The organism is Streptomyces sp. WMMC1477, assembly GCF_027460245.1.
In the GTDB taxonomy this organism is placed as follows: domain Bacteria; phylum Actinomycetota; class Actinomycetes; order Streptomycetales; family Streptomycetaceae; genus Streptomyces.
Map to the genome: position 1 here is coordinate 3,447,128 of NZ_JAPZBD010000003.1, position 22,481 is coordinate 3,469,608.

Annotated in this window: 1 protein-coding gene and 1 pseudogene; both read left to right on the plus strand. The window is 73.0% G+C overall.

Annotated features, from left to right (window positions below; genetic code table 11):
• Positions 1 to 18: 18 nt before the first annotated feature.
• Positions 19 to 9,138: pseudogene (locus tag O7609_RS15605) on the plus strand (type I polyketide synthase); the annotation flags it as partial.
• A 266-nt stretch (positions 9,139 to 9,404) separates the two neighbouring features.
• Entirely contained in the window at positions 9,405 to 22,445 is a 13,041-nt protein-coding gene (locus O7609_RS15610; RefSeq protein WP_443072255.1) for an SDR family NAD(P)-dependent oxidoreductase, read from the plus strand.
• Positions 22,446 to 22,481: the final 36 nt, after the last annotated feature.

A 22,481-nucleotide genomic window follows, 5' to 3' on the forward strand; every position in this document is an offset into this window, starting at 1 on the left:
CCGGAACACGGAGGCGTCATGACCAACCCCACCGGAAACGACAAGGTCGTTGCCGCCTTGCGGGCCTCGCTCACGGAGACCGAGCGGCTGCGCAAGCAGAACCGGCAACTCCTGGCGGCAGCACGCGAGCCCGTCGCCATCGTCGCCATGGCCTGCCGCTATCCCGGCGGCGTCCGCTCGCCCGAGGACCTGTGGCGGCTCGTCGACGACGGCGTCGACGCCATGTCCGCGTTCCCCACCGACCGCGGCTGGGACCTCGACGCTCTCTACGACCCGGACCCCGACCGCCAGGGCACCTCCTACGTGCGGGAGGGAGGCTTCGTCTACGACGCGGCCGACTTCGACGCCGAACTCTTCGGCATCTCGCCCCGTGAGGCCCTGGCCATGGACCCGCAGCAGCGCCTCCTGCTGGAGACCTCCTGGGAACTCCTGGAACGAGCTGACCTGGACCCGGCCGCCCTGCGCGGCCGTCCCGTCGGCACCTTCGTCGGCAGCGGCCACTCCGGCTACGGCACCAGCGGCGAGACCCTGCCCGAAGGCACCGAGGGCTACGCCCTGACCGGCAGCACCTCGAGCGTGGTCTCCGGCCGCGTCGCCTACACCTTCGGGTTCGAAGGTCCCGCCATCACCGTGGACACCGCCTGCTCCTCCTCCCTGGTCGCACTGCACATGGCCGTCCAGTCCCTCCGTCAGGGCGAGTGCGATCTCGCCCTGGCCGGCGGGTCGGCCGTCATGGCCACGCCTTTCGGGTTCGTCGAGTTCAGCAGGCAGCGCGGACTCGCGGCCGACGGCCGCTGCAAGCCCTTCGCCGCCGCGGCCGACGGCACGGGCTGGGGCGAGGGCGTCGGCGTGCTGCTGCTGGAACGGCTGTCCGACGCCCAGCGCAACGGTCACCAGGTGCTGGCCGTCGTGCGGGGTTCGGCCGTCAACCAGGACGGCGCGTCCAACGGCCTGACCGCGCCCAACGGCCCCGCCCAGCAGCGCGTCATCCGCCAGGCCCTCGCCAACGCCGGGCTCTCTCCGGCCGACGTCGACGCCGTCGAGGCCCACGGCACCGGCACCACTCTGGGTGACCCCATCGAGGCCCACGCCCTCATGGCCACCTACGGTCAGGGCCGGGCCGCCGACCGGCCGCTACGGCTCGGCTCGGTCAAGTCCAACATCGGGCACACTCAGTACGCCGCCGGGGTTGCGGGCGTCATCAAGACCGTCATGGCGATGCGGGCCGGAGTGCTGCCGCGCAGCCTGCACGTCGACGAGCCGTCTCCGCACATCGACTGGACGGACGGCACGCTCCGCCTCCTGACGGAGGCCGAGAGCTGGGACTCCGGCGAGCAGCCGCGCCGAGCGGCTGTCTCGGCGTTCGGCATCAGCGGTACGAACGCGCACGTGGTCATCGAGCAGGCTCCGGTGGAGGAGTCTGCCGAGGGTGAGGTGCCGGTGGTGCCGTCTGTGGGTGTGGGTGTGGTGCCGTGGGTGTTGTCGGCGGCTTCGGATGCGGGGTTGGTGGCTCAGGCGGGGCGGTTGGCTGAGCGTGTTGGTGTGGGTTCTGGTGTGGGTTCTGGGTTGGGTGCGGTGGATGTGGGGTGGTCGTTGGCGTCGGGTCGTGCGGCGTTGTCGCGTCGTGCGGTGGTGTGGGGTGCGGATGTGGGTGAGTTGCGGGAGCGGCTTGGTGGTGTGGTTTCGGCTGGGGGTTCTGTGGTGGATGGTCGTCTTGCGGTGTTGTTCTCGGGTCAGGGTGCGCAGCGGTTGGGGATGGGTGCGGAGTTGGCTGGGGTGTTTCCGGTGTTTCGGGAGGCGTTTGCTGAGGTGTGTGGGGGGTTTGAGGGGTTGTTGCCGCGGTCGTTGGGTGAGGTGTTGGGGTCTGGTGTGGGTTCGGGTGTGGGGGGGTTGGTGGATGAGACGGTGTTTGCGCAGGCGGGTTTGTTTGCGGTGGAGGTGGGGTTGTGGCGGTTGGTGGAGTCGTGGGGGGTGCGGCCTGATTTTGTTGTGGGTCATTCGGTGGGTGAGGTGGCGGCTGCGTTCGCGGCGGGGGTGTTTTCGTTGGAGGATGCGTGTCGTTTGGTGGCTGCGCGGGGTGGTTTGATGCAGGGGCTTCCGGGGGGTGGGGGCATGCTTGCGGTGCAGGCTTCGTTGGGTTGGGTTGGGGAGGTTTTGTCTGGGGTTGGGGGTGTGGAGGTGGCGGCGGTCAATGGGCCGTCGTCGGTTGTGGTTTCGGGTTTGGTGGCGGGGTTGGATGTGGTGGCTGAGCGGTGTGCGGTGTCGGGGGTGAAGGCGCGTCGTTTGAGGGTGTCGCATGGTTTTCATTCGGCGTTGATGGAGCCGATGTTGGCGGAGTTCGGGCGTGTGGTGGAGGGGATTTCGTTCAGTCCGCCCAGTTTGGGTGTGGTGTCGAATGTGTCGGGTGGTTTGGCGGGGGAGGAGTTGTGTTCGCCGGGGTATTGGGTGCGGCATGTGCGTGAGGCGGTGCGTTTCGGTGATGGTGTTGGGTGGTTGTGGTCTGCGGGGGTGCGGAAGTTCTGGGAGTTGGGTCCGGATGCGTCGTTGACGGCGTTGGCTTCGGAATGTGTTGAGGGTGAGGGTGAGGGTGGCGGGGTGTTCGTGGCTTCGATGCGGCGTGGGAAGGGCGAGGTGGAGACGTTCACCTCGGCCGTGTCCAGACTGTGGGCCAGCGGGGTCACCGTCGACTGGCCTGCGGTGTTCGCCGGGCATGAGCCCCGCCGGGTGGAGCTGCCGACGTACCCCTTCCAGCGGGACCGCTACTGGTTGGAGAGGCGGCGGCCCCCGGGCGGGTCGGCGTCGCCCGGGGACGTGGGGGACGCGCGGTTCTGGCAGGCCGTCGAGCGGCAGGACGTGGGCGAGCTGGCCGGGGCCTTGGACGGCGATGACGGTGTCGCGTTGCGCGAGGCCCTGCCGGCGCTGGCCGAGTGGCGGAGGCGGAGCCGTGAGCAGGAGGCTGTGGGCGGGCTCGGGTACGCGGTGACGTGGAAGCCGTTGGAGGCCGGGCCGGGAACGCTGCGTGGCCGTTGGGTGGTGGCCGTCCCGGAGGCTGGCGGTGACGTGGAGTGGCAGCAGGCCGTGCTCGACGCGCTCGGAGCCGCCGGCGCCGAGGCGGTGACGCTGTCGGTGCCGCTGACGGAGGCGCCTGACGTGGCGCGGCTCGCGGGGGAGCTGGCCGAGCTGTCGACCGACGAGGGCGCTGGGGAGACGGGGACGCTCACCGGGGTGTTGTCGCTGCTCGGATGTGACGGCGCCGCCCTACGGGCCGACGGGGACGGGCTCACTCCGGCGATGAGCGGAACCGTGGCTCTGCTCCAGGCGCTTCAGGCTCTCCAGGCGCGCGGGCCAGCCGGCACAGCTGGGTCAACCGGCACAGCCGGGGCGACCTGCGGCCCGGTGCCGTTGTGGTGTGCGACGCGGGGTGCGGTGGCGGCCACGGCGTCCGACGCCGCCCCGGAGGCCGGGGGCGCCGCGCTGTGGGGGCTCGGCCGGGTGGCGGGGCTGGAGCAGCCGGATCTGTGGGGCGGGCTCGTGGACCTCCCCCGGCGTTGGGGCGAGCGGACGGGGCGTCTCCTGGCCGGTGTGCTGGCCGGCGTGCGGGACGAGGACCAGCTCGCCGTCCGACCGTCGGGCCTGCTGGCGCGTCGGCTCACACGGGCGCCGCTGCCGGGTCCGGTGCCGGCGCCGGGCGCCCGCCGCTCGTCGACGACCGGCGGCGAACAGGGCGCGAAGGACGGGACCGAGGGGGGCGGTACCGGAGACGCGCGCGGGGTCCAGTGGCCGCCGAAGGGGACCGTCCTCGTCACCGGGGGCACGGGCGCGCTGGGGGCGCGGGTGGCGAGGTCGCTCGCGGAGGCGGGGACCGAGCATCTGCTGTTGCTGAGCCGTCGGGGCGAGCAGGCGCCGGGGGCCGTCGAGCTGGCCGCGGAACTGCGCGCGGAGGGCTGCGCGGTGACGATCGCGGCCTGCGACGCCGCGGACCGGGACCGGTTGGCGGAGGTGCTGGGCGGTGTTCCGGCGGACCGTCCCCTCGGCGCCGTCTTCCACACCGCGGGTGTGGTGGACGACGGTGTGCTGGGGTCGTTGACGACGGAGTCGCTGCGCCGCGTGCTGCGTCCCAAGGCCGCCGCCGCGCGCAATCTGCACGAGTTGACCAGCGGTGCCGAACTGAGCGCGTTCGTGCTGTTCTCGTCGTTCGCCGGTACGGTCGGGGCGCTCGGGCAGGCGGCCTACGCCGCGGCCAACGCCTTCCTCGACGCCGTCGCGGCGCAGCGGCGGGCGGCCGGGCTGCCGGCGACGTCGCTGGCGTGGGGGCCGTGGGCCGGTCAGGGCATGGCCGCCGAGGGAACGGTGGCGGCGGGGGCGCGACGCGTCGGGCTGCTCCCGATGGCGCCCGAGCGGGCCCTCACGGCGCTGAGCCGCGCCGCCCTGGGCTTTCCGGGGCCGGGCGCGGCGGCGGTACCCGGCGCGGCGTCCGGGAACGGCCACCTCGTCCTGGCGGACGTGGACTGGGAGCGCTTCGCCCCCGCGTTCACGGTGGGCCGTCCGAGCCCCCTCATCGCCGACCTCCCCGACGTCCGGCGCGTGCTCGACGCGACGCGGCCGACGGCGGGGTCCGAGGGCTCGGGCGGCACGGCGGACGAGCTCACCGCGCGGCTGCGTGGTCTGCCCGGACCGGACCGGGCCCGGGCTCTGGCCGATGTCGTCCGGGAGCACGTGGCGGCGGCCCTCGGGCACGCGTCGTCCCGCACCGTGGACCCGGACCGGCCCTTCAAGGAGCTGGGTTTCGACTCGCTCACCGCCGTCGACCTGCGCAACCGGCTGACCGCGCACACCGGGCTGCGGCTGCCGACCACGCTCGTCTTCGACTATCCCACCGCGGGCGCCCTCGCCGGGTACCTGCTCGCACGGCTCGTCCCGGAGGACGCGGACGCCGCCGGGCGGACCTCCGCCGCCGGGCTGCCCGCCGCCTTCGCGCCTCGCCCGGTGGACGACGAGCCGATCGCGATCGTCGGCATGAGCTGCCGCCTGCCCGGCGGGGTGACCTCGCCCGAGGAGCTGTGGGAGCTGCTGGCGGAGGGCCGGGACGCCATCACCCCGTGCCCCGACGACCGCGGCTGGGACATCGAGGACTTCTACGACCCCGACCCCGAGCAGCCCGGCCGCACCTACGGACGGCAGGGCGGGTTCATGGCCGGTGCCGACGCCTTCGACGCCGCCTTCTTCGGCATCAGCCCGCGCGAGGCCCTCGCGATGGACCCGCAGCAGCGCGTTCTCCTGGAGGCGAGCTGGGAGGCCGTCGAGCGGGCCGGAATCGACCCGCACAGCCTGCGCGGCAGCCGCACGGGCGTCTTCGTCGGCCTGGTCTCCTTCGACTACGCCGCCCGCTCCCTCGGGCCCGGGCTGGAGGACCTGGAAGGGTTCCTCGGCATCGGCAACTCGGCCAGTGTCGCCTCCGGCCGCGTGGCCTACACGCTCGGCCTGGAGGGCCAGGCGCTGACGATCGACACCGCCTGTTCCTCGTCCCTCGTCGCGCTGCACCTCGCAGCGAGGGCACTGCGCTCCGGCGAGTGCGGCATGGCCCTCGCCGGGGGCGTCACGGTGCTGCCGTCGCCGAGCATCTTCCTGGAGTTCAGCCGTCAGCGCGGTCTCTCCGAGGACGGCCGCTGCCGCGCCTTCTCCTCCGGCGCCAACGGCTTCGGCCCGGCGGAAGGCGTCGGCGTGCTGGTCCTGGAACGGCTGTCGGACGCCCGCCGCAACGGGCACCGGGTGCTGGCCGTCCTCAGGGGCTCGGCGGTCAACCAGGACGGCGCGTCCAACGGGCTGACGGCGCCCAACGGCCCGTCCCAGCAGCGCGTCATCCGCCAGGCCCTCGCCGAGGCGGGGCTCTCCCCGGCCGACGTCGACGCCGTCGAGGCCCACGGCACCGGGACGTCGCTGGGCGACCCGATCGAGGCGCAGGCGCTGCTGTCCACCTACGGACAGGGCCGGGAGGCGGACCGGCCGTTGTGGCTGGGCTCGGTGAAGTCCAACCTCGGCCACACCCAGGCCGCCGCGGGTGTCACCGGCATCATCAAGATGGTGCTCGCCATGCGGGAGGGCACCCTGCCGCGCACCCTGCACGTCGACGAGCCCTCCCCCCACGTGGACTGGTCCGGCGGTGACGTCACACTCCTCACCGAGGCCACCCCGTGGCCGGACACCGGCCGACCGCGACGCGCGGCGGTGTCCTCCTTCGGCATCAGCGGCACCAACGCGCACGTCATCCTGGAGGCCGCAGACCCCTTCGCCGGGGAGCACGAGGACGCCGAGCAGCCCGACGAGGCCGAGGAGCTTCAGGGGGCCGAGGGAGCTGGCGCTGCCGGTGCCGTCGGCGCGGGCCCGCTGTGGCGGGCGCAGGCCCCGCCGTGGGTGCTGTCGGCTCGTGACGGCGACGCGCTGCGTGCCCAGGCCGCCCGCCTTGCCGCCCACCTCACCGAAACGGCTCCCGACGCCGACCCCTTCGACGTCGGCCACGCCCTGCTCACCCAGCGGGCCGCTCTGGAGCACCGGGCCGTCCTCACCGGCCCCGACCTGCCCGGGCTCCTCGCCTCCGCCCGAGCACTGGCCGACGGCGCACCCGGGCCCGGCACCGTCACCGGGCGGACCGGGCAAGTCGGCGGCGTCACCTTCGTCTTCCCCGGCCAGGGCTCCCAGTGGCTCGGCATGGGCCGTGAACTGCTGGCCGACTGCCCGGTGTTCGCCGCCCGCATGGCGGAGTGCGAGAACGCTCTCGCGCCCTTCGTCCCCTGGTCGCTCACCGGACTGCTCACCGGTGACGGCTCCGACCCCGACGCGAAGTGGGGCGACTGGACGGAACGCGTCGAGATCATCCAACCGGCGCTGTGGGCGGTCATGGTGTCCCTGGCCGCGGTCTGGGAGGCCATGGGGGTGACCCCGTCGGCCGTCGTCGGACACTCGCAGGGCGAGCTCGCCGCCGCCGTCGTCGCCGGGGCGCTCAGCCTCCACGACGGCGCCCGCATCGTCACCGCCCGCTCGGCGCTGGCGGCGCCACTCGCCGAGCACGGCCGGCTCATGTCCGTCGCGCTCGGCGTGGACGAACTCGCGCCCCGCCTGGCCCGGTGGGAAGGTGTCCTGACCGTGGCCGCGGTGAACGGCCCCGCGTCCACCGTCGTCGCCGGGCCGCACGCGGAGCTCGACGCGCTCTCCGCCGAACTGGAGGCCGACGGAGTGTGGTCGCGCAACGTGGCCCACACCTACGCCTCCCACTCGCCGCAGATGGACGCGTTGCGCGAAGCGCTCCTCGACGTCGCGCGACCGGTGACCCCGGCGCCGTCCCGCGTCGCCTTCGTCTCCACCGTCACCGGCGGACTCCACGACGGCGAGCAGCTCGACGCCGCCTACTGGTACCGGAACCTGCGCGAGCCGGTGGCCTTCCGGAAGGCCGTCGAGACCGCCGTCGCCCTGGGCCACACCACCCTCGTCGAGGTCAGCCCGCACCCGGTGCTGGTCGGGGCGGTCCAGGAGACCGTGGAGGCCGCCGCGGCACCGGGGGCCGCCGAGACCGTCGGCGCCGCCGCCGTCGGCGGCACCCTGCGCCGGGACGACGGCGGCACCGCGCGGCTGACGTCCGCCGCCGCCGAGCTGTGGGTGCGCGGGGTCCCCGTCGACTGGCGGGCCCTGTTCACCGGCCGTCACCCGGCCCCCGTGGACCTGCCCACCTATCCGTTCCAGCGCAGGCGCTACTGGCTCACCGGGCAGACGGCCGCCTCCGGCGACCCCACCGGGCTCGGGCTCACCGACCCCCGGCACCCGCTGCTCGGCGCCGCCCTGCGCCCCGCCGACGGCACCGGGGACACCGTGCTCCTGACCGGCCGCCTAGCCACCCACGCCCACCCCTGGACGGCCGAACACCGCGTACTCGGCACCGCTGTGCTGCCCGGCTCCGCCCTCGTCGAGCTCGCCGTACGGGCGGGCGACGAGGTCGGCTGCGACCGGCTGCGCGAACTCGTCCTCCACAGCCCGCTGGTGCTGCCGGAGCGCGGCGGAACCCGGCTGCAGGTCGTCGTCGGTCCACGCGACGCCACCGGGGCCCGCGCCGTCGGCATCCACTCACGCCCCGAGGGCCGTCCCGAGGACCGCCCCGCGGAGGGCTCGGCGGGCGGCTCCGAGGACGGCTCCGAGGGCGTGTGCTGGACCTGCCACGCCGAAGGGATCCTCCTCCCCGACGCCGACCACGTCCCGGACGACGACCGCAGACTGGACGTCTGGCCGCCGCTGGGCGCCCAACCCGTGGACGTCAGCGGCTTCTACGAGAACCTGGAGCAGGCCGGTTACGGCTACGGCCCCGCCTTCCAGGGGCTCCAGGCGGCCTGGCGGCGCGGCGACGAGCTCTTCGCCGAGGTCGCCCTGCCCGACGCACTGCGCTCCGACGCCCAACGCTACGGGCTGCACCCCGTCCTGCTGGACACCGCGCTCCAGGCAGCCGCCGTGGCCTCCACGGACGCCACGGACGCCGGTGGTGGCCTGCGGCAGCCCTTCGTCTGGTCCGCCTTCTCCCTGCACGCCTCCGGCGCCACGGCGCTGCGCGTACGGCTCGCCCCCTCCGGCGCCGACGGCATCCAGGTCACCCTCGCCGACCCGGCCGGTCAACCCGTCGCCGAGATCGGCACGCTCGTCCAACGCCCCGTCGACGCCGAACAGCTCGCCGAGACCGTCCGCCGCGGCACGGACGCCGTCACCGCGCCCGCCCCCGGCGAGCCGGCCGGCCCCGCGACGGCGGACGGCGCCAGGCCCGGGGGCGCGGCACCGTCCGACGCGAGGCCGGGCACCCGCCGCCGCACGGCGGCCGCCGCCGCCCAGCCCGGCGACGGCACGGCGGCGGCCACCGCCCTCGCCCGACGGCTCGCCGGACTCGCCGCACCCGAGCGCGCCCGGCTGCTCACCGACCTGGTCCGGCACCAGGCCGCCGCCGTCCTGGGCCACGGCTCCCCGGACGAGGTCGAGGCGGACCGGCCGTTCAAGGACGTCGGCTTCGACTCGATGATGTCCGTGCAACTCCGCAACCGTCTCGCGGCCGAGACCGGGCTCGCCCTCCCCGCCACCCTCGCCTTCACCTACCCCGACCCCGCCCGGCTCGCCGCCCACCTGAACGACCTCCTCGACCCGGAGGGCGGCACCGGCGGCCCCGCCGACGAGACCGGCCGTGTGCTGGCCGAGATCGAACGCCTCGACACCGCCCTCGCGGCCGTCGAGGGCGGACTGACCGACCACGACGCCCGCGCCCGCGTCGTCAAACGGCTGCAGACCCTGCTGTGGCGCTGGACCGGCAGCAGCGCGGCCGCCCCCGGCACCGCCGAGGACGCCCCCGGCACCGGCGGTGTCCTTGACGACGGCGCCCTCGAATCCGTCACGGACGACGAGATGTTCGACCTGATCGACCGCGAGCTTGGAGCCTAGGAGTCCCGACGATGACCAGCAACGAAGACAAGCTCCGCGAGTACCTCAAGCGCGTCACCGCCGACTACTCCCAGGTGCGGCAGCGCCTCCGGGAACTCGAGGCCAAGGACCAGGAACCCGTCGCCGTCGTCGGCATGGCCTGCCGCTACCCCGGCGGCGTCAGCTCGCCGGAGGAGCTGTGGCGGCTCGTCGAGTCCGGCGGGGACGGCATCACGCCGTTCCCCGTCGACCGGGGCTGGGACGAGAACCTCTACGACCCGGACCCGGACGCCCACGGCAAGAGCTACGTCACCGAGGGTGGTTTCCTGCACGACGCGGCCGAGTTCGACGCCGAGTTCTTCGGCATCTCGCCGCGCGAGGCCCTGGCCATGGACCCCCAGCAGCGCCTGCTCCTGGAGACCAGCTGGGAGGCCGTCGAACGGGCCGGAATCGACCCGCACTCCCTGCGCGGAAGCCGCACCGGCGTGTTCGCCGGAGCCGTCGCCTCCGACTACGCCTCCCGCCTCGACGCGGTCCCCGAGGAGATCGAGGGCTTCCTCGTCACCGGCAATATGACGAGCGTCGTCTCCGGCCGCGTCTCCTACGTCCTCGGCCTCGAAGGCCCGGCGGTGACGGTGGACACCGCGTGCTCGTCGTCACTCGTCGCCACCCACCTCAGCATGCAGGCACTCCGACAGGGCGAGTGCGACCTCGCCCTCGCCGGCGGCGTCACCGTCCTCCCCACGCCCTCGGGCTTCGTCGGCTTCAGCCGGCAGCGCGGGCTCGCCCGCGACGGCCGCTGCAAGGCCTTCGACGCCTCGGCCGACGGCACCAACTGGTCCGAGGGGGTGGGCGTGCTCCTGCTGGAACGCCTCGCCGACGCCCGCCGCCACGGCCACCGGGTACTCGCCGTCCTCCGCGGCTCCGCCACCAACCAGGACGGCGCCAGCAACGGCCTCAGCGCCCCCAGCGAGCTCGCCCAGCGCAACGTCGTCGAGCAGGCCCTCGAGAACGCCCGTCTGACCGCGTCTGACGTCGACGCCGTCGAGGCGCACGGCACGGGTACGACGTTGGGTGACCCGATCGAGGCGCAGGCGCTGCTGGCGACCTACGGGCAGGGCCGGGAGGCGGACCGGCCGCTCTGGCTCGGCTCGATCAAGTCCAACATCGGCCACGCCGGCGCCTCCGCGGGTGTGGCGGGTGTGATCAAGACGGTGATGGCGTTGCGGTGCGGGGTGTTGCCGCGGACGTTGCATGTGGATGAGCCGACGCCGCATGTGGACTGGTCGTCGGGTGGTGTGCGGTTGCTGCGTGAGGCGCGGGAGTGGGTGCGTCGGGGTGACCGGCCGCGTCGTGGTGCGGTGTCGTCGTTCGGTGTCTCGGGCACGAACGCGCACGTGATCGTCGAGGAGGCTCCGGAGGACGAGGGGCCGGAGGCCGGTGCGGTGGTGCTCTCCGGTGCTGGCGGATTGTCCGGGTCTTCGGTGGTGCCGTGGGTGGTGTCGGCGCGTTCGGCGGGGGCGTTGGCGGCGCAGGCGGGTCGTGTGGCTGAGGCTTCGGTGGGTTTGGATCCGGTTGATGTGGGTTGGGGTCTGGTGTCGTCGCGTTCGGTGTGGGAGCACCGTGCGGTGGTGTGGGGTTCGGGGTCGGGTGAGCTGGCGTCGGGGTTGGGGGCGTTGGCGTCGGGTGAGGTGGTGGGGAACGTGGTTTCGGGGGTTGTTGCGGGTGGTTCGGGTGGTTCGGGTGGTGTGGTGTTGGTGTTTCCGGGTCAGGGTTCGCAGTGGTTGGGGATGGGCCGGGGGCTGTTGGCGTCGTCGCCGGTGTTCGCGGATCGTCTGGCGGAGTGTGAGACGGCCCTTGCTCCGCACGTTGAGTGGTCGTTGCGTGAGGTGCTGACGGGCGGGGATGAGGGTTGGCTGGATCGGGTGGATGTGGTGCAGCCGGTGTTGTGGGCGGTGATGGTGTCGTTGGCGGCGGTGTGGGAGTCCTTGGGTGTTGAGCCTGCTGGGGTGGTGGGTCATTCGCAGGGTGAGATTGCGGCTGCGGTGGTGGCGGGTGTGTTGAGTGTGGGGGATGGGGCGCGGGTGGTGGCGTTGCGGTCGGCTGCGATCCGGGAGGAGTTGGCGGGTCGTGGGGGCATGGTGTCGTTGGCGACGGGTGTGGAGCAGGCGGCGGCGTGGGTGGAGCCGTTCGGGGGCCGGGTCTCGGTTGCGGTGCTGAATGGTCCGTCGGCGACGGTGGTTGCGGGGGAGCCGGGGGCGTTGGAGGAGATCGCGGCGATGGCGGAGGCGGCCGGGGTGCGGGCTCGTCGGGTTCCGGTGGACTACGCCTCGCACTCGGTCCACGTGGAGGACATTCGCACGCGGCTGTTGGAGGCTCTGGCCGACGTGGAGCCGCACGAGTCCCGGGTACCGGTGATTTCCACGGTGACGGGTGGGGTGTTGGACACCTCCACGATGGATGCGGCGTATTGGTACGCGAATCTGCGGGAGCCGGTGCGGTTCACCGACGCGGTCTCGCAGGCTCTGGCGTCCGGCCACCGCACCTTCGTCGAGGTCAGTGCCCATCCGGTGTTGGTGATGGGTGTGCAGGCGATCGCGGAGGCCGCCGAGGTCGAGGCCACCGTCGTCGGAACGCTGCGTCGGGATGAGGATGAGTCGGCCCGGTTCATCGCCTCGGCGGCGGAGCTGTGGGTCCGGGGCGTGGACATCGACTGGACCGCCGTCTACGCGGGGCGGTCCACCCAACGGGTCGACCTTCCCACCTACCCCTTCCAGCGTGAGCGGTTCTGGCTGGAGTCGGTGTCGGGTGCCGGGGATGTGAGTGGCGCGGGGCTGGCTGCCGCTGGGCATCCGTTGCTGGGGGCTGCGGTGAGTCTGGCGGCCGATGGGGGTGTGATGCTGACCGGGCGGTTGTCGACGCGGACGCATCCGTGGCTGGCCGACCATGCCGTCGGCGGAACCGTGCTCTTCCCCGGTACCGGGTTCGTGGAGTTGGCCGTGCGGGCCGGGGACGAGGTCGGCTGCGGGCGCCTGGACGAGCTGACCCTTCACGCGCCGCTGATCCTTCCCGAGCGCGGCGGCGTGCACCTTCAGGTGGTCGTCGGCCCGGCGGATCAGAGGGGTGGGAGAGAGCTTGCGGTGTACTCACGCCCGGAGGAGGCGGCGTCCGATGACGCCTGGACGCTGAACGCCGACGGCTCTCTGGGCGCTGCGCCCGTAGCTCCGCCCACCATGGACCTGACCGCTTGGCCGCCGCCGGGTGCGGAGCGGGTCGACGTGTCCGATTTCTACGGTGCCGTCGAGGCCGCGGGCTATGGCTACGGCCCGGCGTTCCGCGGGCTTCGGTCGGCGTGGCGGCGCGGTGGCGAGGTGTTCGCCGAGGTTGCGTTGCCGGAGGAACCGCGCGGGGACGCGGGGGCCTTCGGCGTCCATCCCGCACTCCTGGACGCAGCGTTGCACGCGAACGGGTACGGGGACTTCGGCGGTGACGCTGATGCGCTGCGACTGCCGTTCGCGTGGACGGGGGTGTCGCTGTTCGCGGCCGGAGCGGACCGGCTGCGGGTGCGTATCTCCGCCGCGGGAGAGGACGCCCTGGCCGTGGAGGTGGCCGATGCGACGGGGCAGCCGGTGGCGGAGGTGCGGTCGATCGTCCTGCGACCGGTGTCGGCTGCGGCGCTGGCCGCGGGCGAGGCGCCCGGCGATGACCTCTTCCGCACGGCATGGACCGCGGTGCCGGTCGAGGAGGAGCTGACCGGGGCCGGCGTCTGGGCGGTCCTCGGAGCCGACGACCGCCTCGGCGTGGGCGCGGCCGTCCAGGGTGCGGGCTTGGCTGTGGACGCCTACCCGACGATGGAGGGTCTCCGGGCCGTGCTGGACGCCGGGGTCCCGGCACCGGAGGCGGTGCTGTACCCCGTCCCCGTCGGCCTTGCCGAGGGGACCGCGGAGGCGGCCCTGCGGACCACGACGGAACTGCTCGCCGTCGTCCAGGAGTGGCTGGCTCAGGAAGCGCTGGTCGACACCCGGCTGGTGGTGGTGACCTGTGGCGCCGTGGACGTCGACGGAGGCGGGGTCGCCGACCTGGCGGCAGCCCCGGTGTGGGGGTTGCTGCGCTCCGCGCAGTCGGAGAACCCGGACCGATTCCTGCTGCTCGACCTGGACCCGACGGATGCCATGGGCGCCGATCTGGTCGCCGAGGCCGTGACGGCGGCGCTGGAGGCCGGGGAACCGCAGGTGGCGGTGCGGGGCGGTGAGGTGTTGGTGCCCCGGTTGGCGCGTGTGAATGCCGGTGGTGCGTTGGTGCCGCCTGCCGGTGCGTCGGCGTGGCGGTTGGACACGGCGGCTTCCGGGACGTTGGAGGGCCTGCGGTTGCTGCCCGCGCCGGAGGCGGAGGCGCCGCTCACCGTCGGGCAGGTGAGGATCGCCGTACGGGCGGCGGGGCTGAACTTCCGGGACGTGTTGATCGGTCTCGGCATGGTGCCGGGGCAGACGGTCATGGGGAGCGAGGGCGCCGGTGTCGTCGTCGAGGTGGGCGAGGGAGTCGACCACCTCGTGGTCGGCGACCGGGTGATGGGATTCCTCACCGGTGGCCTGGGTCCCGTTGCGGTCACGGATGCCCGTGTGGTGGCCCGGATGCCGGAGGGGTGGTCGTTCGAGCGGGCGGCGTCGGTTCCCGTCGCTTTCCTGACTGCCTACTACGGGCTGAAGGATCTGGCCGGTCTGCGGGCGGGGGAGACGGTGCTCGTGCATGCGGGGGCGGGCGGTGTCGGTATGGCGGCCGTGCAGTTGGCCCGGCATTTCGGGGCGCGGGTGTTGGCGACGGCGAGTCCGGGGAAGTGGGGTGCGCTGCGTGAGCTGGGGCTCTGCGAGGACGAGATCGCGTCCTCGCGTGATCTGGACTTCCGGGAGAAGTTCCTCGCGGTGACGGACGGGGCCGGAGTGGACGTGGTCCTGAACTCCCTGGCCGGTGAGTACGTGGATGCCTCCCTCGAACTCCTCCCGCGCGGCGGCCGGTTCCTGGAACTGGGGAAGACCGACATCCGCTCGGCGGAGGATGTCGGCCGTACGCACGAGGGCGTCACCTACCGCGACTACAGCCCCGGCGACGGTGGCCTGGAACGAGCGGGAGAGATTCTGCGCACGGTGCTCTCCCTGTTCGGGGAGGGGGTGGTGGAGCCTTTGCCGGTGCGGTCGTGGGATGTGCGGCGTGCGCCGGAGGCGTTCCGGTACATGAGCCAGGCCAGGCATGTGGGCAAGGTGGTGTTGACCGTTCCCGGTTCGCTCGACCCGGACGGGACGGTGTTGGTCACCGGTGGGACGGGCACGTTGGGGTCGTTGTTGGCGCGGCATCTGGTGGTCGGGCACGGGGTGCGGCATCTGGTGTTGACGAGTCGCAGTGGTGATCAGGCTCCGGGGGCTGCCGAGTTGGTGGCGGAGTTGTCCGGGTTGGGGGCCGCTGTCGAGGTGGTGGCGTGTGACGTGGCGGACCGGGAGGCGTTGGCGGGTGTGCTGGAGGCTGTTCCGGCCGAGCGTCCGTTGACCGGTGTGGTGCACGCGGCGGGTGTGCTGGCCGACGGTCTGGTGGGTTCGTTGTCGCCGGAGCAGGTGGCGCGGGTGTGGCGGCCGAAGGTGGACGCGGCGGTCAACCTGCACGAGCTCACCCGCGACGCCGACCTGGCCCTCTTCGCCCTCTACTCCTCCGCCTCCGGGGTGTTCGGTGGTCCCGGGCAGGCCAACTACGCGGCGGCGAACGTGTTCCTGGACGCCCTGGCCCACCACCGCCGGGCGCAGGGCCTGGCGGCGACGTCCGTGGCCTGGGGGTTGTGGGAGCAGGCCAGCGCCATGACGGGGCACATGGGCGACCGCGATCAGGCCCGTCTCGGGCAGGGCGGCCTGCTGCCGCTCACCTCATCCGACGGACTGGCCCTGTTCGACCGTGCGACGGCCGTGGACGAGGCCCACGTGCTGGCGAGCCCCCTGGACATGCCGGGTCTGCGGCGTCTCGCCGCAGACGGGGTGCTGCCCGGCGTGCTGCGTGGCCTGGTACGGGCCGCGCCCGGAGGCGCGACACGACGCCTCGTGGGAGCGTCGGGAGCGGGCGGTTCCGGCGACGGTTCCGAGCTGGGCGCGCAGTTGGCCGGGCTGGGGGAGGGGGAGCGAGAGCGGCTCCTGCTGGATCTGGTGCGTTCGCACGTGGCGGCCGTGCTCGGGCATGCCGCCGGGCAGTCCGTGGACGCCGACCGCCCGTTCAAGGATCTGGGTTTCGACTCGCTGACGGCCGTGGAGCTGCGTAACCGGCTGAACGCCGCCACCGGCCTGCGACTGCCCGCCACCCTCGTCTTCGACCACCCCACCCCCACCATCCTCGCCACCCACATTCGCGCTCAGGTCACCGGCGCGGAGACGGCCCCCGTCGGCCTGGACGCAGGCGTCACCACGACGGACGACGAGCCGATCGCCATCGTCGGAATGTCCTGTCGCTTCCCGGGGGGCGTCGCGTCGCCGGAGGACCTGTGGCGACTGGTGCGGGACGGCGACGACGCGATCACCGCCTTCCCCACCGACCGCGACTGGGACGAGAACCTCTACGACCCGGACCCGGACGCACAGGGCAAGACCTATGTGCGCGGTGGAGGATTCGTCGCGGGAGCGGCCGAGTTCGACGCCGGCTTCTTCGGGATATCCCCGCGCGAGGCGTTGGCCATGGACCCGCAGCAGCGGCTGCTGCTGGAGGCGTCCTGGGAGGCGGTGGAGCGTGCCGGGATCGCTCCCATGTCGCTCCGGGGCAGCCGGACCGGGGTCTTCGCCGGTGCTCTGGCCTCCGAGTACGTAGCGCGGCTGAACGCCGTCCCCGATGGCATCGAGGGCTTCCTCGGGACGGGGAACATGTCGAGTGTGACGTCGGGCCGGGTGGCCTATCAGCTCGGGCTGGAGGGTCCGGCGGTGACGGTGGACACGGCGTGTTCGTCGTCGCTGGTGGCGTTGCACATGGCGGTGCAGTCGTTGCGCCAGGGGGAGTGCGACCTCGCGCTCGCGGGCGGCGTCACGGTGATGTGCACCCCGACGGGATTCGTGGAGCTGAGCCGTCAGCGTGGTCTTGCGGAGGACGGTCGGTGCAAGGCGTTCGCGGGTGCGGCCGATGGTTTCGGTCCGGCGGAGGGTGTGGGTGTGCTGGTGGTGGAGCGGTTGTCGGACGCTCGTCGTCAGGGGCATCGGGTGCTGGCGGTGGTGCGGGGTTCGGCAGTGAACCAGGACGGTGCGTCGAACGGTCTGACGGCGCCGAACGGGCCGTCCCAGCAGCGGGTGATCCGTCAGGCTCTGGCCAACGCCGGTCTCGCCCCGGGTGATGTGGACGTGGTGGAGGCGCACGGTACGGGGACGACGTTGGGTGACCCGATCGAGGCGCAGGCGCTGCTGGCGACCTACGGCCAGGGTCGGGAGGCGGAGCGTCCGTTGTGGCTGGGGTCGGTGAAGTCGAACATCGGGCACACGCAGGCCGCGGCGGGTGTCGCGGGTGTGATCAAGATGGTGATGGCGATGCGGGCGGGGGAGCTTCCCCGGACCCTGCACGTGGACGAGCCCACCCCCCACGTCGACTGGACGACAGGCGCGGTCGAACTGCTCACGGAACAGCAGGGCTGGGATACCGGCGAGCGGCTCCGCAGGGCAGGCATCTCGTCCTTCGGCATCTCCGGCACGAACGCGCACGTGATCCTGGAGGAGGCCCCGCCCGGCGAAACGTCCGGCCCGCAGACCGTTCCCGGCAGCGGTACCGGACTCACGGGCTCGGCCGTCGTGCCGTGGGTGCTGTCCGGGCGTTCGGCGGAGGCCCTGACCGCCCAGGCCGAGCGTCTGGCCGATGCTGTCTCGGAGGCCATGAACTCGCAGGACGTGGGCTGGAGCCTCCTGTCCTCGCGCACCGCGTTCGAGCACCGCGCTGTGGTGTGGGGCGCTGACACCGTTGAACTCGGTGACGGACTGCGCACGTTCGCATCCGCTGAGGCTTCCGGGAACCTGGTGTCGGGCGTTGCCGACGGTGCTGATGGTGTGGTGTTGGTGTTTCCGGGTCAGGGTTCGCAGTGGTTGGGGATGGGCCGGGGGCTGTTGGCGTCGTCGCCGGTGTTCGCGGATCGTCTGGCGGAGTGTGAGACGGCCCTTGCTCCGCACGTTGAGTGGTCGTTGCGTGAGGTGCTGACGGGCGGGGATGAGGGTTGGTTGGATCGGGTGGATGTGGTGCAGCCGGTGTTGTGGGCGGTGATGGTGTCGTTGGCGGCGGTGTGGGAGTCCTTGGGTGTTGAGCCTGCTGGGGTGGTGGGTCATTCGCAGGGTGAGATTGCGGCTGCGGTGGTGGCGGGTGTGTTGAGTGTGGGGGACGGGGCGCGGGTGGTGGCGTTGCGGTCGGCTGCGATCCGGGAGGAGTTGGCGGGTCGTGGGGGCATGGTGTCGTTGGCGACGGGTGTGGAGCAGGCGGCGGCGTGGGTGGAGCCGTTCGGGGGTCGGGTCTCGGTTGCGGTGCTGAATGGTCCGTCGGCGACGGTGGTTGCGGGGGAGCCGGGGGCGTTGGAGGAGATCGCGGCGATGGCGGAGGCGGCCGGGGTGCGGGCTCGTCGGGTTCCGGTGGACTACGCCTCGCACTCGGTCCACGTGGAGGACATTCGCACGCGGCTGTTGGAGGCTCTGGCCGGCGTGGAGCCGCACGAGTCCCGGGTGCCGGTGATTTCCACGGTGACGGGTGGGGTGTTGGACACCTCCACGATGGACGCGGCGTACTGGTACGCGAATCTGCGGGAGCCGGTGCGGTTCACCGATGCCGTGACCGAGGCGCTGGGGTCCGGTCACCGTACCTTCGTCGAGGTCAGTGCCCATCCGGTGTTGACGATGGGTGTGCAGGCGATCGCGGAGGCCGCCGACACCGAGGCCACCGTCGTCGGAACGTTGCGTCGGGATGAGGATGAGTCGGCCCGGTTCATCGCGTCGGCGGCGGAGTTGTGGGTCCGGGGTGTGGATGTCGACTGGTCGGCTGTCTACGCGGGCCGGTCCGTGCGGCGGGTTGATCTGCCCACGTACGCGTTTCAGCGTGAGCGGTTCTGGCTGGAGTCGGTGTCGGGTGCCGGGGATGTGAGTGGCGCGGGGTTGGCTGCCGCTGGGCATCCGTTGCTGGGGGCTGCGGTGAGTCTGGCGGCCGATGGGGGCGTGATGCTGACCGGGCGGTTGTCGACGCGGACGCATCCGTGGCTGGCCGACCATGCCGTCGGCGGAACCGTGCTCTTCCCCGGTACCGGGTTCGTGGAGTTGGCCGTGCGGGCCGGGGACGAGGTCGGCTGCGGGCGCCTGGACGAGCTGACCCTTCACGCGCCGCTGATCCTTCCCGAGCGCGGCGGCGTGCACCTTCAGGTGGTCGTCGGCCCGCCGGACGAGTCCGGGTGCCGACGGATGACCGTGCATGCGCGTGCGGAGGACGCGGAGCCGGACACTCCCTGGACCTGGCATGCCGACGGCACGCTGAGCACCGGGCCGGTCACCCCGTCCGCAACGGAGCTGACGGTGTGGCCCCCGCCGGGCGCGGAACGCGTTGACGTGTCGGGCTTCTACGCCGGGGCCGAGGAGGCAGGGTACGGCTACGGGCCGGCCTTCCGGGGGCTCCGGGCCGCGTGGCGACGCGGCGACGAGATCTTCGCCGAGGTTGCGCTGCCGGACGAACGGCAAGAGGAGGCGGCCGGGTTCGGCATCCACCCCGCCCTCTTGGACGCTGCCCTGCACGCCAACGGCTACGGGAGCTTCGTCGGCGCCCACGACGCCGGCGCCACCTCCCCGGAGTCGGTGAGGTTGCCGTTCGCGTGGACCGGTGTGTCGCTGTTCGCAGCCGGTGCCGATCGTGTCCGGGTGCGGATCACCGCGGCGGGGGAGGACGCGCTGTCCGTGGAGGTCGCGGACGTCACGGGGCAGCCGGTGGCCGAGGTGGCCTCGCTCGTCCTGCGTCCCGTCTCTCCCGGTCGGCTGGGCTCGGGCTCGGGCATGGGCCCGGATCTCGGCGCCGGGCAGGACGGGCTGTTCCGTCTCGACTGGACGGCGCTTCCGGCTCCGGAGGATGTGACCCCGGAGGCGGTCTGGGCGGTGCTCGGCACCGAGGACCGGTTCGCCGTCGGGGCGGCCGTCCAGGCGTCGGGGCTGGCCGTGGACTCCCATCTCGACCTCGACGGGCTCCGTGTCGTCGTCGAGGCCGGGGTTCCGGCTCCGGGACTGGTCTTCCACGCCCCGTCCGCGCCCCAGTCCCGGCCCGAGCCCGCCACTGGACCGGCGACCGAGTGGGGTCCGGCCCAGGACGCCGAGCGCATCACGGCCGAGGTGCTCGCAGTCGTCCAGGAGTGGCTGGCCGGGGACGCGTGGGCGGACGCCCGGCTGGTCGTCGTCACCCGAGGCGCTGTCGCCGTGGGGGACGAGAACGTCCACGACCTGGTGACCTCGCCGGTGTGGGGCCTGGTCCGGTCCGCCGAGTCGGAGAACCCGGGACGCTTCCTGCTGCTGGACCTCGACCCCGCGGGCGAGCCGGGCACCGACCCGATCGCCGAGGCCGTGACGGCGGCGCTGGAGGCCGGGGAGTGGCAGGTGGCCGTGCGGGGCGACGAGGTGCTGACGCCGCGACTGGCCCGCACGGGTGCTCCCGGGGGCGGCGCGCTGGAGCCGCCCGCCGGTGCCGCGGCCTGGCGGCTGGACATGAGGACGCCGGGGACCCTTGACGGGCTGGCCCTGCTGCCCGCCCCGGAGGCCGGGGCACCGCTCGCGGCCGGGCAGGTCAGGATTGGCGTGCGCGCCGCCGGAATGAACTTCCGCGACGTCCTGATCAGCCTCGGCATGTACCCGGGGCAGCCGATCCTGGGCAGCGAGGGCGCGGGCGTCGTCCTGGAGGTGGGCGAGGGCGTCGACGGCCTGGCGCCCGGTGACCGCGTGATGGGTGTGCTCCCGCACGCGTTCGGGCCGCTCGTCGTCACCGACGCGCGCACACTCGCCCCGATTCCCGAGGGGTGGTCGTTCGAGCGGGCGGCGTCGGTTCCCGTGGTGTTCCTGACCGCCTACTACGGGCTGAAGGATCTGGCCGGTCTGCGGGCGGGGGAGACGGTGCTCGTGCATGCGGGGGCGGGCGGTGTCGGTATGGCGGCCGTGCAGTTGGCCCGGCATTTCGGGGCGCGGGTGTTGGCGACGGCGAGTCCGGGGAAGTGGGGTGCGCTGCGCGCGCTGGGGCTCTCCGACGATGAGATCGCGTCCTCCCGCGACCTGGACTTCCGCGACGCCTTCAAGTCCGCCACCGGGGGCGCGGGCGTCGATGTCGTCCTCAACTCCCTGGCCCGTGAGTACGTCGATGCCTCGCTCGAACTACTCGCCCCTGGCGGCCGGTTCGTCGAGATGGGCAAGACCGACCTCCGTGACCCGCAAGAGCTCGCGCAACAGCATCCCGGCTGCCGCTATGCCGCCTTCGAACTCGGTGAGGCCGGTCCCGAGCGGATCGGAGAGATTCTGCGCACGGTGCTCTCCCTGTTCGGGGAGGGGGTGGTGGAGCCTTTGCCGGTGCGGTCGTGGGATGTGCGGCGTGCGCTGGAGGCGTTCCGGTACATGAGCCAGGCCAGGCATGTGGGCAAGGTGGTGTTGACTGTTCCCGGTTCGCTCGACCCGGACGGGACGGTGTTGGTCACCGGTGGGACGGGCACGTTGGGGTCGTTGTTGGCGCGGCATCTGGTGGTCGGGCACGGGGTGCGGCATCTGGTGTTGACGAGTCGCAGTGGTGATCAGGCGCCGGGGGCTGCCGAGTTGGTGGCGGAGTTGTCCGGGTTGGGGGCCGCTGTCGAGGTGGTGGCGTGTGACGCGGCGGACCGGGAGGCGTTGGCGGGTGTGCTGGAGGCCGTTCCGGCCGAGCGTCCGTTGACCGGTGTGGTGCACGCGGCCGGTGTGCTGGCCGACGGTCTGGTGGGTTCGTTGTCGCCGGAGCAGGTGGCGCGGGTGTGGCGGCCGAAGGTGGACGCGGCGGTCAACCTGCACGAGCTCACCCGCGACGCCGACCTGGCCCTCTTCGCCCTCTACTCCTCCGGTGCCGGTCTCCTCGGCAGCCCCGGGCAGGCCAACTACGCGGCGGCGAACGTGTTCCTGGACGCCCTGGCCCACCACCGCCGCGCCCAGGGCAAGGCGGCGACCTCTGTGGCCTGGGGCTACTGGGAGCAGGCCAGCGCCATGACGGGGCACATGGGCGACCGCGATCAGGCCCGTCTCGGGCAGGGCGGCCTGCTGCCGCTCACCTCATCCGACGGGCTGGCCCTGTTCGACCGCGCCGTGGCCTCGGACGAGCCGCTCGTGCTGGCGAGCCCGATGGACGTGGCGGGACTGCGGCGTCTCGCCGCAGACGGCATGGTGCCGGGGGTGCTGCGCGGCCTCGTGCGGGCGCCCGTGGGCGTGGGCCGTCGTGTCGTCGGGCCGACCGGCGGCACGGGTGCGGGCGCGGCCTCTCTCGCCGAGCGTCTCGCCGGGCTGGGGGAGGGGGAGCGAGAGCGGCTCCTGCTGGACCTGGTGCGTTCGCACGTGGCGGCCGTGCTCGGGCATGCCGCCGGGCAGTCCGTGGACGCCGACCGCCCGTTCAAGGATCTGGGTTTCGACTCGCTGACGGCGGTCGAGCTGCGTAACCGGCTGAACGCCGCCACCGGCCTGCGACTGCCCGCCACCCTCGTCTTCGACCACCCCACCCCCGCCGCGCTCACCCACCACATCCACTCCCAGGTCGCGGTTCCCGAGGGGACGGGCGGTGCCCCGACGCTCGCCGCCGAGCTGGAACGCCTGGAACAGATCATCGGCTCGGCCAGCGCGGACGACATCGTCGAACACCGGATGACGGACCGGCTCCGGGCGCTGCTCGGCAGGCTGGCGGAGCCGGAGCCGGCCGTGGAGGACACCGGTGACGAGGACCTCGACGGTGCCTCCGACGACGAACTGTTCGACCTCCTCGACGGGGAGCTGGGGAACCCGTGAACGGACCGACCTTCCGACCGCCAGCCTGGATGGATG